At 71.9% G+C, this 12963-nt stretch carries 11 protein-coding genes; 7 read left to right on the forward strand and 4 right to left on the reverse strand.

Translation table 11 applies throughout. From position 1 onward, the window contains the following. Nucleotides 1-68: 68 nt before the first annotated feature. Both ACIRJT_RS33740 and ACIRJT_RS33745 read left to right on the forward strand, forming a co-directional pair. Entirely contained in the window at nucleotides 69-836 is a 768-nt protein-coding gene (locus ACIRJT_RS33740; RefSeq protein WP_403916941.1) for an SDR family NAD(P)-dependent oxidoreductase, read from the forward strand. 293 nt (nucleotides 837-1129) lie between these two features. Beyond that, a complete protein-coding gene (locus ACIRJT_RS33745) occupies nucleotides 1130-2476 on the forward strand; it encodes a TerD family protein (RefSeq protein WP_403916943.1) in 1347 nt (448 codons plus the stop codon). 49 nt (nucleotides 2477-2525) lie between these two features. Here the strand turns inward: ACIRJT_RS33745 and ACIRJT_RS33750 are convergent, their stop codons facing one another. After that, a complete protein-coding gene (locus ACIRJT_RS33750) occupies nucleotides 2526-3707 on the reverse strand; it encodes a glycosyltransferase (RefSeq protein ID WP_403916945.1) in 1182 nt (393 codons plus the stop codon). A gap of 58 nt (nucleotides 3708-3765) precedes the next feature. Between ACIRJT_RS33750 and ACIRJT_RS33755 the strand changes: the two genes are divergently transcribed. The 4 genes from ACIRJT_RS33755 (at nucleotide 3766) to ACIRJT_RS33770 (ending at nucleotide 7436) form a co-directional block, all read left to right on the forward strand. Further along, nucleotides 3766-4551, forward strand: coding sequence for a glutamate racemase (locus ACIRJT_RS33755; RefSeq protein WP_403916948.1), 786 nt, complete (start codon nucleotides 3766-3768; stop codon nucleotides 4549-4551). A 98-nt stretch (nucleotides 4552-4649) separates the two neighbouring features. Continuing rightward, complete coding sequence (locus ACIRJT_RS33760; protein ID WP_403916951.1) at nucleotides 4650-5213, forward strand: hypothetical protein; 564 nt, start codon at nucleotides 4650-4652, stop codon at nucleotides 5211-5213. Nucleotides 5214-5330: 117 nt separating this feature from the next. Continuing rightward, nucleotides 5331-6923, forward strand: a complete 1593-nt coding sequence (gene lnt, locus ACIRJT_RS33765) for an apolipoprotein N-acyltransferase (protein ID WP_403917252.1) — start codon at nucleotides 5331-5333, stop codon at nucleotides 6921-6923. A gap of 30 nt (nucleotides 6924-6953) precedes the next feature. Next, the gene (locus ACIRJT_RS33770) at nucleotides 6954-7436 is read left to right on the forward strand and encodes an NUDIX hydrolase (RefSeq protein ID WP_403916953.1); all 483 of its coding nucleotides are present in this window, start codon (nucleotides 6954-6956) and stop codon (nucleotides 7434-7436) included. Here ACIRJT_RS33770 and ACIRJT_RS33775 read toward each other — a convergent pair. Beyond that, nucleotides 7433-9493, reverse strand: coding sequence for a neutral/alkaline ceramidase (locus ACIRJT_RS33775; RefSeq protein ID WP_403916956.1), 2061 nt, complete (start codon nucleotides 9491-9493; stop codon nucleotides 7433-7435). The genes ACIRJT_RS33770 and ACIRJT_RS33775 overlap by 4 nt on opposite strands. Before the next feature lie 248 nt (nucleotides 9494-9741). On the opposite strand from ACIRJT_RS33775, the gene ACIRJT_RS33780 reads away from it, so the two are divergent. After that, nucleotides 9742-10524 carry an SAM-dependent methyltransferase gene (locus tag ACIRJT_RS33780; protein ID WP_403916958.1) on the forward strand — a complete coding sequence of 261 codons (783 nt, stop codon included), beginning with the start codon at nucleotides 9742-9744 and terminating at the stop codon, nucleotides 10522-10524. 87 nt (nucleotides 10525-10611) lie between these two features. Here ACIRJT_RS33780 and ACIRJT_RS33785 read toward each other — a convergent pair whose 3' ends face one another. Further along, the gene (locus tag ACIRJT_RS33785; protein WP_403916961.1) at nucleotides 10612-12081 is read right to left on the reverse strand and encodes a SulP family inorganic anion transporter; all 1470 of its coding nucleotides are present in this window, start codon (nucleotides 12079-12081) and stop codon (nucleotides 10612-10614) included. A 75-nt stretch (nucleotides 12082-12156) separates the two neighbouring features. Further along, on the reverse strand, nucleotides 12157-12753 hold the full coding sequence (locus ACIRJT_RS33790; protein WP_403916964.1) for a carbonic anhydrase: 597 nt from the start codon (nucleotides 12751-12753) through the stop codon (nucleotides 12157-12159). Nucleotides 12754-12963 lie beyond the last annotated feature (210 nt).

Raw genomic sequence — 12963 nt, forward strand, 5'->3', positions numbered from 1 at the left:
CCGGTGCCCGGCCGGCCCGGACCGGCCCGGAGGTCGGGAGGAAGAGCCCGCGTCTAGCATGCCCGACTATGATCGATCCAGGACTCTCGCAGAAGACCATTCTGGTCACCGGCGGTGCGACCAACATCGGTGCAGCCATCTCGCGGGCCTTCGCCGAACAAGGCGCACGCGTCGTCGTCCACTACGCACCCGGCGAGACATCCGCAGGACCTCACGGACTCACGGCAACCGATCCCCATGCCTTCGTCTCGTCTCTCCCTGACGCGATCGGCATCGCCGAGGACTTCCTCACACCCGGGGCCGCGGTCAGGCTGATGGACACGGTGGAGAATCAAGTCGGCCCCGTGGACGTACTGATCAACAATGCCGCGCTGGCCAACGAGGCGGATACCTTCGGCGCCATCGACGAGACCGGCATGGAGCAGACCCTCCGGGTCAACACCATGGCTCCCGCCCTGCTCATCGCAGAACTGTCCAGGCGCCTCCCCGAGAACGCTCCGGCCAACTCTGCCCAGGTCGTCAACATCTCCACCGACGCCGCCCGAGGCTTCCCCAACCAGGTTTCCTACGGGATGTCGAAAGCAGCGCTCGAATCCCTGACCAGGGGCGCCGCAGTCGACCTCGGGCCCCGAATCCGCGTCAACGCCGTTGCCCCAGGACCGATCCAGACCGGCTGGATGGACGACGAACTCATCAGCAAGGTCGTTCCCAGCATTCCCATGCGGCGGGTCGGAGATCCGGCCGACATCGCGGACGCCTGCGTCTTCCTCGCCTCGCACCAGGCCCGGTGGATCACCGGCCAGGTCATCCAGGTAGCAGGCGGGCACTGGCTCTAGGACCACTGCTGCCACGACGGTCTGTCACAGCAGCTCCTCCCCACGGCCCCCGGCCGACTACGGAGACGTCCACGGGGCGACTCGTCGCATCTCGATCCAGCCACGATCGATGAGAGTGAGCAAGGTTCCTGCCGGCCACTACCGTCGTCACGACCGACGACGGGGTACGACTCTCCAACACGCCCCGGCGCGGACTGCCGGGGCCTCGTCCGCCCCGGCCGCGGGCGCTCGAAGGCTTTCCCGCCACCGGCCGTTAGGTTGTGGGGGAAAGCCTGCGGGCAGCCGGATTCGTGATGGGGGCGAGCATGACCATGCACAAGGGAACCAACGTTGCGGTGCCGGCCGGCGCCGTGCGCGTCGAACTGGGCCGGCAGACCGCACCGGGCGCTCCGGACGTCGACGCCTCGGCTCTCCTGCTGGTGGCGGGCAAGGTCCGCAGCGACGCGGACTTCGTCTTCTACAACCAGCCGGCCCACGCGTCCGGCGCGGTCCGGCACGAGGGCAAGCGGACCGCATCCGACCGTGTCACCGACACCCTTGTCGTGGACTTCGGCAAGGTCGAGCCCGTGATCGAGCGCATCGTCGTCGCCGCCTCGGCGGACGGCGGGACCTTCGGCCGGGTGAGCGGACTGTACGTGCGGGTCACCGACGAGGCGAGCGGCGCGGAGCTGGCCCGCTTCGACAGCACGGACGCCACGGTCGAGACCGCCTTCATCCTCGGCGAGCTGTACCGGCGACAGGGTGCCTGGAAGTTCCGCGCGGTCGGACAGGGCTACAGCACCGGCCTCGAAGGCCTGGCGACCGACTTCGGCATCTCCGTGGACGAACCGCACCAGGCCCCGCCCGCCGCACCCGTCCCGCCCGCCCCACAGGCCCAGGCGGCCCCGTCGAGGCCCAGCCCCGCTGCCCCGGCCCCCTCACCGCCCGCCCCGCCCGCCGCACCCGTCCCGCCGCCGCTCCCCGCGCCTGTCGCCCCCGTGGCCCCTCCCGCCGCAGCGCCCGTACGGCTGACCAAGGTCACGCTGACGAAGAGCGCGCCGTCCGTCTCGCTCGCCAAACAGGGCGGCACCTCCGGCGCGCTGCGCGTCAACCTCAACTGGGAAGTGCGCAAACAGTTCAAGGGCTGGGGAGCCAAAATCGGCCGGGCCGTCGCCATGCACGCCGATCTCGACCTCGACCTCTGCGCACTGTACGAACTCGCCGACGGCCGGAAGGGAGTCGTGCAGTCCCTCGGGAACGCGTTCGGCTCACTGAACAGGCCGCCCTTCATCCATCTCGACGGCGACGACCGCACCGGCGCGCTCTCCAGCGGCGAGAACATGACCATCAACCTCGACCACAAGGACCTGCTGCGGCGCGTACTGATCTTCGTCACCATCTACGAGGGCGCCCGGAGCTTCGCCGATCTCCACGCCACGGTCACCCTCCAGCCGCAGAACGGCGCGGCCATCGACTTCTCCCTCGACGAGTGCACCGTGCCCTCCACCGTCTGCGCCCTGGCCCTGATCACCAACGACGGCGGCGACCTCACCGTGCAGCGCGAGGCCCGTTATCTGGTCCCGGACCGGGGCGTGAGCCCGCAGCGGACCATCGACGCGGCCTATGGCTGGGGAATGAACTGGACACCCGGCCGCAAGTGACCCGCCCCGACCGCGCCCGCCCGGACCGCCCGCCCGCCTCCTGGCGGCGTCACCGCTCGGGCGCGGCCTCCGGGCGCGCGTACGTACGTCCCTTCCAGGCCGCGCCCCGCCCCCGGTAGTGCTGCACCGCCGAGTCCACCGTCATCAGCAGGTACAGCACCGCCGTCAGCGGCAGCAGCGGGCCCAGCCACAGCGACTGGCGGTAGTACGCCAGCATCGGCAGATACGTCGCCGTCATCACCGCCCACGCCGCGCCGCCCGCCCAGGCCGCCGCCCCGTCACCCGTGAGCAGCCCCACCGCCAGCGTCGCGGGCGGCGCCACATAGACGAGCAGCAGCCCCGGGACCGTCCCCGCCAGCAGCAGCGGACTGTGCCGCAGTTGGGCGTACGCGCTGCGCGCGACCATCCGCCACAGATCCGCCAGCCGCGGATACGGCCGCACGCTGTCCACCCGGTCCGCGAGCCCCAGCCAGATCCGGCCGCCGCTGCGCCGTACCTCCCGCGCCAGCGACACGTCGTCGATCACCGCCTGCCGGATCGAGTCCGGGATCCGCGCCCGCTCGGCGGCCCCGGTGCGCAGCAGGACGCAGCCTCCCGCCGCGGCAGCCGTCCGCGACCGGGCCCGGTTCACCCGGCGGAACGGGTAGAGCTGCCCGAAGAAGTAGACGAACGCCGGCACCACCAGACGTTCCCAGACGCTCTCCACCCGCAGCCGCGCCATCTGCGACACGAGGTCGAAGCCGCCCTCACCCCCGGAGCCGGCCGCGGCCACCAGATCGCGCAGGCTGTCCGGCTCGTGCGCGATGTCCGCGTCGGTCAGCAGCAGGAAGTCCGGCTTGTCCCGCCGGGCCACCGCGATTCCGTGCCGCAGGGCCCAGAGCTTGCCCGTCCAGCCCTCCTCCGGCTCCCCGGGCGTCACCACGGTCAGCGGGAACCCGCCGTGCCGGGCCGCCAGGTCCCGGGCCAACTGCCCGGTGCCGTCGCTGCTGCAGTCGTCGACGAGGATGATCCGGACGTCCCCCGGATAGTCCTGGACCAGCAGTGACGGCAGGCTCACCGGCAGCATCTCCGCCTCGTCGCGGGCCGGCACCACCACCGCCACCGACGGCCAGCGCGCCGGGTCGGTGCGCCGGGGGAGCCGCTGGTCCGTCCGCCAGTAGAAGCCCTGCCCCAGCAGCAGCCACACCCACGCGATCAGTGAACCCACGGCGATCCAGGCAACGGCGCTCATCCGCCGAAGTCTGCCCCACTGAGCCCGGTCCGCAAGGGCTGTCGGCTAGGGTGACCGGGTGAAGATCGCGCTCATGGACTCCGGAATCGGCCTGCTGGCGGCAGCGGCCGCGGTACGCCGCCTGCGGCCCGACGCCGAACTCGTCCTCTCCTCGGACCCCGGCTCCATGCCCTGGGGGCCCCGCACCCCCGAGGACATCACCGCGCTCGCCCTGGACGTCGCCCGCGCCGCTGCCGCCCACCGGCCGGACGCGCTGATCGTCGCCTGCAACACCGCCTCCGTCCACGCCCTGCCGGCGCTCCGCGCCGAACTGGAGCCCGCGCTGCCGGTCATCGGCACGGTCCCCGCGATCAAGCCGGCCGCGGCGGGCGGCGGCTCCGTCGCCATCTGGGCCACCCCGGCCACCACCGGCAGCCCCTACCAGCGCGGGCTGATCGGTGAATTCGGCGGGACCGCGGACGTCACCGAGGTCCCGTGCCCCGGGCTCGCCGACGCCTTGGAGCACGGCGACGAGGGCGGGATCGACCGGGCCGTCGCGGCGGCCGCCGCCCTCACCCCGGCCGACGTGCGGGCCGTCGTCCTCGGCTGCACCCACTACGAGCTGGTCGCGGCCCGAATCCGCGAGGCCGTGCAGCGCCCCGGCCGCCCGCCGCTCGCCCTGCACGGGTCCGCCGGAGCGGTCGCGGCCCAGGCGCTGCGCCGGATCGGAGCGGATCCCGCCCCGACGGCCGAGCCCTCCGGCACGCTCACCGTGCTCCGGGCAGGCCGGCCCACCGTCCTCCCGGAGGCCGCGCTCACCTACGCCGAGGGCCGGATGCTGGCCGTCGCGGCACCCGTCCGCTGAACCGGCCCGCCGGGAGCGCCCGGTCCGCCGGGAGCGGGTAGCCCGATCGGCCCCCGCAGCCCCGGCCGGGAGCCCGGAACGCGGCTACGCTGCTGAACATGACGGACCTCCCCGAGAGTGCGAGCCACGGGTCGAGCCAGGTGCCGCCCACGGAGTGGAACGGCCGCGCCACCAACCGCATCCAGTGGCTGCTGGCCCTCGCGGGCGCGGGCTGTGTGGCCCTCGGCATCGAGCTGGCCGTCGACGGCGCCTGGACCTCGGGCATCGCCCCGCTGCTCATGTCGGTGATCGGCTGCCTCGCCGCCGGGCTGCTGATCCTCTTCGGAACGCTCGCCTTCGTCCATGTGGCCGTCAAGGTCGACGGGGACAGCCTGGAGGTGCGTTGCGGCCACGCCGGCCTGCCGCGCCGCCGGATCCTCCTCAGCCATGTGACCGGAGCGGAATTCGTCCCCCGGATCAATCCGCGCCACTGGGGCGGCTGGGGCTACCGCTGGCGTCCCGAACAGGGCACCGCCGTCGTGGTCCGCAAGGGTGAGGGCATGCTCCTGCGCCTCGGCGACGGCCGCACCTTCACCGTCACGGTCGACGACGCGGAGGCGGCCGTACGGTTCATCCGGCAACGCCTGCACCTGCCGGCCTCCGGGAAACGACCGGGCGACTGACCGGGCCGCCCGCCGCCGCCCGCGAGGCGCCACGGAGCAGCCCGCGTCCCTGCCCCACGCAGGTCAACGCCGCCGCTCACAGCCGCCCACCGTAGACTCCGGCGGGTGAGCGCCACCATGACTCCCGTCGACGACCCGCCGCCCGCCCCAGCCTCCCCGGCCGCCGGACTGCTGCCGCGGCTCCTCCGCCCGGGCGCCGCCGCGCTGTCCGGGCTGCTGCTCTACGCGAGCTTCCCGCCCCGACCCCTGTGGTGGCTCGTGCTGCCAGGATTCGCGCTGCTGGGATGGGTGCTGCACGGGCGCCGGCTCCGGGCCGCCTTCGGCCTCGGTCTCCTGTCGGGCCTCGGCTTCATGCTTCCGCTGCTGCGCTGGACCGGTGAGGACGTCGGCCCGGTGCCGTGGCTGGCCCTGGCCGCCGCGGAGGCGCTCTTCATCGCGGTCGGGTGCCTCGGCATCGCCGCGGTGACCCGGCTCGCCTACTGGCCCGTGTGGGCGGCCGCGGTCTGGACGCTGGACGAGGCGGTCCGCGCCCGGATCCCGTTCAACGGCTTCCCCTGGGGCAAGATCGCCTTCGGCCAGTCCGAGAGCGTCTTCCTGCCGCTCGCCGCGCTCGGCGGCACCCCGCTGCTCTCCTTCGCCGTCGTGCTGTGCGGCTTCGGGCTCTACGAGGCCGTGCGACAGCTCGTCGTGTACCGCAGGACCGGGAAGGTCCCGCGTGCGGCCGTCGTCGGCGCCGCCGTGAGCGTCCTCGTGCCGGTCGCCGGGGCCCTCGCCGCGCTGCCCCTGGTCGACGACTCGGCGGAGAACGGCACGGCCACCGTCGCCGCGATCCAGGGCAACGTGCCGCGCCTGGGCCTCGACTTCAACGCCCAGCGCCGCGCCGTCCTCGACAACCACGCCCGGCGCACCGCGCAGCTGGCCGAGGACGTGAAGGCGGGCAAGGAGAAGCAGCCCGACTTCGTGCTCTGGCCGGAGAACTCCTCCGACCTCGACCCCTACCTCAACGCGGATGCCCGCCAGGTCATCGACGACGCCGTCAAGGCGATCGGCGCTCCCACGGTCGTCGGCTCGGTAGTCGAGAAGGGCCCCGACAGCCTCCGCAACACCTTGATCGAATGGGACCCCGACCGTGGCCCCGTCGACACCTACGACAAGCGGCACATCCAGCCGTTCGGCGAGTACATGCCGATGCGCACCGTCGCCCGCTTCTTCAGCGAGGACGTCGACCGGGTGCAGCGCGAGTTCGTCCCCGGCACCGAGGTCGGCGTCTTCGACCTCGCGGGGACGAAGGTGGGGCTCGTGACCTGTTACGAGGCGGCCTTCGACGACGCCGTACGCGACACCGTCACCCACGGCGGCCAGATGATCGCCGTGCCCAGCAACAACGCGACGTTCGGCCGCAGCGAGATGACCTACCAGCAGCTGGCCATGTCCCAGGTGCGGGCCGTCGAGCACGGGCGGGCCGTCGTCGTCCCCGTCACCAGCGGGGTCAGCGCGGTGATCCGCCCGGACGGCACGATCGTCGAGAAGAGCGGGATGTTCACCCCCGACGCCCTCGTCGACGACGTCCCGCTGCGCTCCTCGCTCACCCCGGCGACCCGGATGGGCCCGCTGCCCGAGGGCGTCATCGCACTGCTGGCCCTGGCGGGCCTGGGCTGGGTGAGCGTCTCGGCGTTCCGGGCCCGCCGGAGCCGGGGGACCGGGCAGTAGCACCTGATCCGGCCACGTAGGCTCGGATCCATGGCTACTCCCGACTTCATCCGTGACATCCGTGCCACCGCCGGGCACCAGCTGCTCCTGCTGCCCGGCGTGACGGCCATCGTCCTCGACGACGAGGGCCGCGTGCTGCTCGGTCGGCGCGCGGACACCGGGAAGTGGGCGGTCATCGGCGGGATCTCCGAGCCGGGGGAGGAGCCTGCGGCGACGGCGGAGCGCGAGGTGCTGGAGGAGACCGGCGTGCACTGCGTGGCCGAGCGGGTGGTGCTCACGCAGGCGCTCGATCCCGTGCGGTACGACAACGGTGACATCTGCCAGTACCTCGACGTCACCTTCCGCTGCCGGGCGACCGGCGGCGAGGCGCGGGTCAACGACGACGAGTCGCTGGAGGTGGGCTGGTTCCCGCTGGACGGGCTCCCGCCGCTCGGCGAGTTCGCCCTGTTCCGGATCAAGCAGGCCCTCACCGAGGGCCCCGCCTGGTTCCAGCCCACCCCACGCACCCTCTAGTCGACGGTGAAGGTCCCGGTCGTTCCGGTGAACGGTGTGATCTTCCCGAGCAGGCTCCTGGCGTCCCCGTGGTGCACGATCCGGTACGTGCCGGGTGCCGTGTCCGGCGCGATGTCCCAGGTGATCGTGGCCTTCGAGGAGCCGGTCAGACCGTTCAGCCGCGTCCAGCGGTAGGTGGTCTCCCAGTCGCCGTCGTCCAGCACCCGCTGCCACGTGCCGTTCTCCAGCCGTTGCACCTCGAGGAAGGTGGAGCCCCGGCGGACGTTGTTCTTCGGGTGCCCGGTGGCGAACTCGACGGTCGCGGTGGCGCCTCGCGCGTACGAGGCATCCGGGGACTTCAGGACGCCGCCGAACGCCTTGCCGGCGGGCGGGTTGTCGTACACGACCCCCGTCTGGAAGGTGAACTGCCGGCCCGACTCGTCCGGCGGCGTCGCGCCCCGCTCCAGGGTGGTGCCCTCGCGCAGTGAGTCCGCGATCCGGGCGTACTCCTGCTGGTAGGCGGGCAGGGTGTAGCGGCCGTACAACGTGGAGCCGCCCTCGTAGTTCTGGGTGTCGTACTCCTCCGGAGTCGTCACGTACTGGCTGTAGGCGTTGGCGTACCCCTGGAGCAGGACGCGGTCCAGCGGGACGCCCAGCCGCTCGGCCACCGTGCGGCGTACGCGGAGGCCGGAGGTGATCGTGAACTCGCCCGGGGCGGCCACCAGGTGCAGCTCGCCGATCTTCATGATCTGGAGCGGGAGGCGCTTCGGGGTGACCGGGTGGACGTTGCTCAGCAGGCCCGTGGGGATCAGGCTCGCCTTGGGGTACTGGCAGGTCGCGAGCCAGGACGGGGTGTCGATGCGCAGCGCGTCGATGATGCCCGCGACCGGGGTGCGCGTGCCCTCCTCGAAGCCGGGGATCGCGGGACCGTCCTCGACGCTGCCCGCGAGCGTGGACGCGCCCACGACGGCGGGGCAGGTGCGGTGCTCCTTGCCGTCCGGGGTGTACTCCGGGCGTACGGTCACCTTCTCCATGTCGACGTAGGCGAGCCGGGAGTCGACGCCCCCGGAGACGGGTCGTGTGTCGGCGTAGATCTCGCGGGCCTTGTCGAGCTGGCGCTCGCCGATGACGCGGGTGTTCTCGAACTCGTCCTCGGTGGGCCCGGATCCCGGCTTCAGGTTGAGGTTCGGCGACATGTCGCCGGCGTTGGTGTTGGGGAAGGCCGCGACGAACCCGGGGGTGTCGTCGAGGTAGCGCACGCCCTCGTGGTCGTGCTCCCAGGCATAGGCGGCGTAGCCCTTGTTGTCCGGGCTGATGAGCGTGTTCTTGTTGGTGATCGAGGTGTTGTGGGTGGCGAACCAGCTGATCGCGCCCGCGTCCTTGCCGCCCTGCTTGAAGCGGAGAACGGTCATCGCCGGGTCGATCGCGTCGGGGAAGGCCGCCCGGTCGGCCGCCGGGTTGCGGTCGAAGGCCTCGCGGGAGCGGTTGACGCTGGCGTTGGCGAGGGTGCCCGTGCCCAGGCTCATCGTGCCGGGCTTCAGGTCCTCGTGGGCCTTCGCGACGGAGCCCGTTATGCCGTCGACGACCGCCCGGTAGGTCTCCTTCTGGAAGCCGAGGACGGAGAGGTTGTAGGCGACGTGGTGGGAGTAGCCGCCGGGCCCCGAGTGGGTGTGGGTGGCCGACAGCAGGACGTTCTCCTCGTCGTACAGGTCTCCGTAACGCTCCTTCAGACGGGCGATGACCCCCTGCTGGACGGACTGGAAGATCATCGCTAGGTCGGCGTTGACGTACACCACGCGCTTGCCGCTCGACCGGTCGACGACGACGAAGGCGCGCGACCTCTGCCGCTGGTGGATGCCCGACGTCTTCTGGTCGAAGCTGGAGTACCCCATCATCCCGGTCTCGGCGGCCTCGCCCGTGACATCGGAGATGCCGCGCCCGACGAGGTAGTCCGCGTCGGCGGCGGTGTTCGACGCCGACGCGGGGGAGGGGGCGCCGAGGGTGACCGCCCCGAGGACGGCCGCGAGCACCGCGACGGGGAGCCTGCGCCGGGAGCGAGGGGCGGCGGCGGGGGGCATGGGACCTCCTGGGGCGGGAGACGGGGTTTGCCCGGACCCCGTCGGCGGCTCGCCGACGTGGAGGGGCCGGGGCAGTGCCCCGACCGTAGAGGAGTGTGTCCTGCGTCGCATAGATGCCTACCGGCCAGTAAAAAGGGTGCGCCGTCACCGCCGCGTGCCGCCCGACGCCGGGGTACGGTCACCACCAGGGCCCTGACCGGCGGCAACGCGGTCAACAGCCCTGTACGGACAGTGAGTAGAGGAGAGACATGAGCGTCGACAACGATGATTTCCGCCGCCGGATCCGGTCCGACATCCCCCACTCCGCGCGCGTCTGGAACGCATGGCTGGGCGGCAAGGACCACTACCCGGTGGACCGGGAGCTGGCCGACGTGGTGAGCACGGCCTACCCGCAGATGGTCGACATCGCCCGTGCCTCACGGGCCTTCCAGATCCGCGCGATCCACCACCTGGCCTCGGCGGGGGTACGCCAGTTCCTGGACGTCGGGACCGGGCTTCCGGTGGCGAACAGCACGCACGAGGTGGCGCAGAGCATCGCGCCCGAGTCGCGGATCGTCTACGTGGACAACGACCCCATCGTCCTGGCCCACGCCGAGGCGCTCCTGACCAGCGCCCCGGAGGGCCGCACGGCCTACGTGGACGCCGATCTGTCCGACACGGACGCGGTCGTGGACGAGGCGGCCAAGACGCTCGACCTGTCCGAACCCGTCGCCGTCCTCCTGCTCTCGACCCTGGGGCACCTCGTTCCGGCCGAGGGCATCGAGGTCGTCCAGCGGTACCTCGCCAGGATGCCCTCGGGAAGCTACCTGGTGCTCTGCGACACCGTGACGACACCTCAGACGCTGGCCGCCCAGGAGGCGTACGCGTCGGGCGACAACCCGCCCTACCTCGTCCGGAAGCCGGAGGAGATCACCGACTGCGCCAAGGGTCTGGAGCTGGTCGAGCCGGGGTTCGTCTCGATCGACCGCTGGCGGCCCGAGGAGGACGCGGTGTCGGTCGACCAGTGGGGGCTCGTCGCCCGCAAGCCGTAACGGCGGGACGCCCCCAAGGTCGCCGGGTGCTTCACGTGAGGCACCCGGCGACCTGCCGTTGCTCGGGGTCGCTGCCCCGGCCCGCGTCTACCGGCGGATCGTCACCGGCTCGATCTCCGCGTTGTTGTGCCGGCGCGCCCAGTTCTCCAGGGCGACCCGGCAGGCGTGGTCGAGGTGGCGCAGGCCGGTCAGGTCCAGCTCTATCGGCTGGTCCTGCGGGAGCTTCTCCAACTGCTCCAGGATGCGGGGCAGTCGCAGGAAGGTGGCGTTCCCGGTGAGGGTCACCACGACCCGGCCGCCGGTGAGCCGGCGGGTGGTGAGCTGGACGTGCGAGGTCTCCCAGGCCGACTTGACCACCGCCAGCAGCAGACCGAGCACGACCCCCTCGAAGAGGTTGGTCACGACGATGGCGATCGCGGTGACCGCCAGCAGCACGGCCTCCCCGCGGTGTTCGCGCCACAGAGGGCCGAACTCCTTGACGGGCACCAGCTTGCACCCGGCATGGACGAGGATTCCGGCCAGCGCGGCCAGCGGGATGACTCCGACGGCGGCGGGCAGCAGCGCGGCGAAGATCAGCAGCCACAGGCCGTGGGCGATCCGGGAGAGCGCGGTGGTCGCTCCGGCCTGGACGTTGGTGGCGCTGCGGACGATGACCGCCGTCATCGGCAGCGCGCCGAGCGCCCCGCAGATGGTGTTGCCGACGCCCTGGGCCACCAACTCCTTGTCGTAGTCGGTGCGGGGCCCGTCGTGCATCCGGTCGACGGCCGCCGCACTGAACAGACTCTCGGCCGAGGCGATGAGGGCGAAGGCCAGGACGGTACCGATGACCGCCACATCGGCGAGCCGGGAGAACTCCGCCCCGCCGGGCAGATCGATGGCGTTCAGCAGCCCGTTGACGTCGGCCACCGCCGGCCGCAGCCCGGCCAGCGAGGCGACGGCGGTGGCCAGCGCGACCGCGGCGAGGGGCGCCGGGACGAGGCGTACCTTCGACGGGAGCTTCGGCCACAGCAGCAGCACGGCGACGGTTGCGGCGCCGAGACCGAAGGCGGTGAGTGCCTCCTGGTTCGTGATGATCTCGACGGCGAGACCGGGGAGTCCGGCCAGCTTGGCCAGACCGCTGCCCGGTTGTTCGGTGTCGGCCATGGCGTACACCTGGCCCAGCACGATGATCAGGCCGATACCGCCGAGCATGCCCTGCACCACGGAGACGGAGATGGCGCGGAACCAGCGGCCGAAGCGCGCCAGGCCCAGCACCACCTGGAGCAGTCCGGCGGCCAGCACGATCGGGCCGAGCGTGCCGAGGCCGAATTCCTTGACCGCCTCGTAGACGAGCACGGTGAGCCCTGCGGCCGGTCCACTGACCTGGAGCTTGCTGCCCGGCAGGAAGCCGACGACCAGCCCGCCGACGATGCCGGTGACCAGGCCCAGTTCGGCCGGCACCCCGGAGGCGACGGCGACGCCGACGCACAGGGGGAGCGCGACCAGGAAGACGACGAGTGACGCCAGTAGGTCACGGCGTACGACGTGGGGGTTCTTGAGTTCCTTCGCGGAAATCACGATGGGTTTCCCTTGTGGGTACGGTCGCGCCCGGCCGCGGGGCCGAGCGCGCGAGCGTGGGGGGAGGGAAAACCGTCAAAGGCGGGCGAACTCGGTCCCGCGCTCCGGTCGGTGAACGCTGACGGAGCCGGTGTGCACTTCGTAGTACCAGGCGTGCAGGCCGAGGGTGCCCTCGGCGAGCCGCTCGCGCACCGCGGGGTAGCCCCGCAGGGTGTTGAGCTGGGCGAGGGCGTGGGCCTGGATCGCGAGAGGGAGGTCGTCGGGGTCGGCCGCCGGGTCCCTGCCGTCCGTGGAGTGCTCCAGCCAGTGGCGGACGGCGGGCATGGCGGAGAGGTCGTCGCCGCGGAACACGGCACCCACGGCGCCGCAGTGGGAGTGCCCGCACACGATGATGTCGCGCACCTGGAGCGCGCTCAGGGCGTACTCGATGGTCGCGGCCTCACCCGTGGGCCGGTCCTGGGCCGGATAGGACGGGACGATGTTGCCCGCGGTGCGGAGTTCGAAGAGCTGACCCGGGCGGGCGCCGGTGATCAGTGAGGGGACGACGCGCGAGTCCGAGCACGTGACGAAGAGTGCTTCGGGGGTCTGGCCGTCCGCGAGATGCTCGAAATGCTTTGCGTTCGCGGCGACGTGCTCGGTGAATGTCCGGGCGTGTTCTACGAGGGACTGCATGGTGGCCTGCCTCCTGCATCCGGCGCTGCCGGGGAGCGGTGTGGTCGGGTCATATTGACGAATGCTCTGTTTGTAACCGGATGAATGTTCGGAATGGTGAGGGTGCCTCACCTTGAGGTTTGCCGGGTGGCGGTCGCGGTGAAGCCCACTCCGGTCGCTCCTTGCGGATACGACTACAGCCGAGCATAACGACCAGAACTTTGCTATCGC

This window comes from Streptomyces sp. NPDC102283 (assembly GCF_044766265.1).
Taxonomy (GTDB): domain Bacteria; phylum Actinomycetota; class Actinomycetes; order Streptomycetales; family Streptomycetaceae; genus Streptomyces.

Bases quoted from the DNA above. Each gene is read 5' to 3' on its own strand.
- ACIRJT_RS33740 (WP_403916941.1), top strand. From the start codon at position 69: ATGATCGATCCAGGACTCTCGCAGAAGACCATTCTGGTCACCGGCGGT.
- ACIRJT_RS33745 (WP_403916943.1), top strand. From the start codon at position 1,130: ATGGGGGCGAGCATGACCATGCACAAGGGAACCAACGTTGCGGTGCCG.
- ACIRJT_RS33750 (WP_403916945.1), bottom strand. From the start codon at position 3,707: ATGAGCGCCGTTGCCTGGATCGCCGTGGGTTCACTGATCGCGTGGGTG.
- ACIRJT_RS33760 (WP_403916951.1), top strand. From the start codon at position 4,650: ATGACGGACCTCCCCGAGAGTGCGAGCCACGGGTCGAGCCAGGTGCCG.
- lnt (WP_403917252.1), top strand. From the start codon at position 5,331: ATGACTCCCGTCGACGACCCGCCGCCCGCCCCAGCCTCCCCGGCCGCC.
- ACIRJT_RS33770 (WP_403916953.1), top strand. From the start codon at position 6,954: ATGGCTACTCCCGACTTCATCCGTGACATCCGTGCCACCGCCGGGCAC.
- ACIRJT_RS33775 (WP_403916956.1), bottom strand. From the start codon at position 9,493: ATGCCCCCCGCCGCCGCCCCTCGCTCCCGGCGCAGGCTCCCCGTCGCG.
- ACIRJT_RS33780 (WP_403916958.1), top strand. From the start codon at position 9,742: ATGAGCGTCGACAACGATGATTTCCGCCGCCGGATCCGGTCCGACATC.
- ACIRJT_RS33790 (WP_403916964.1), bottom strand. From the start codon at position 12,753: ATGCAGTCCCTCGTAGAACACGCCCGGACATTCACCGAGCACGTCGCC.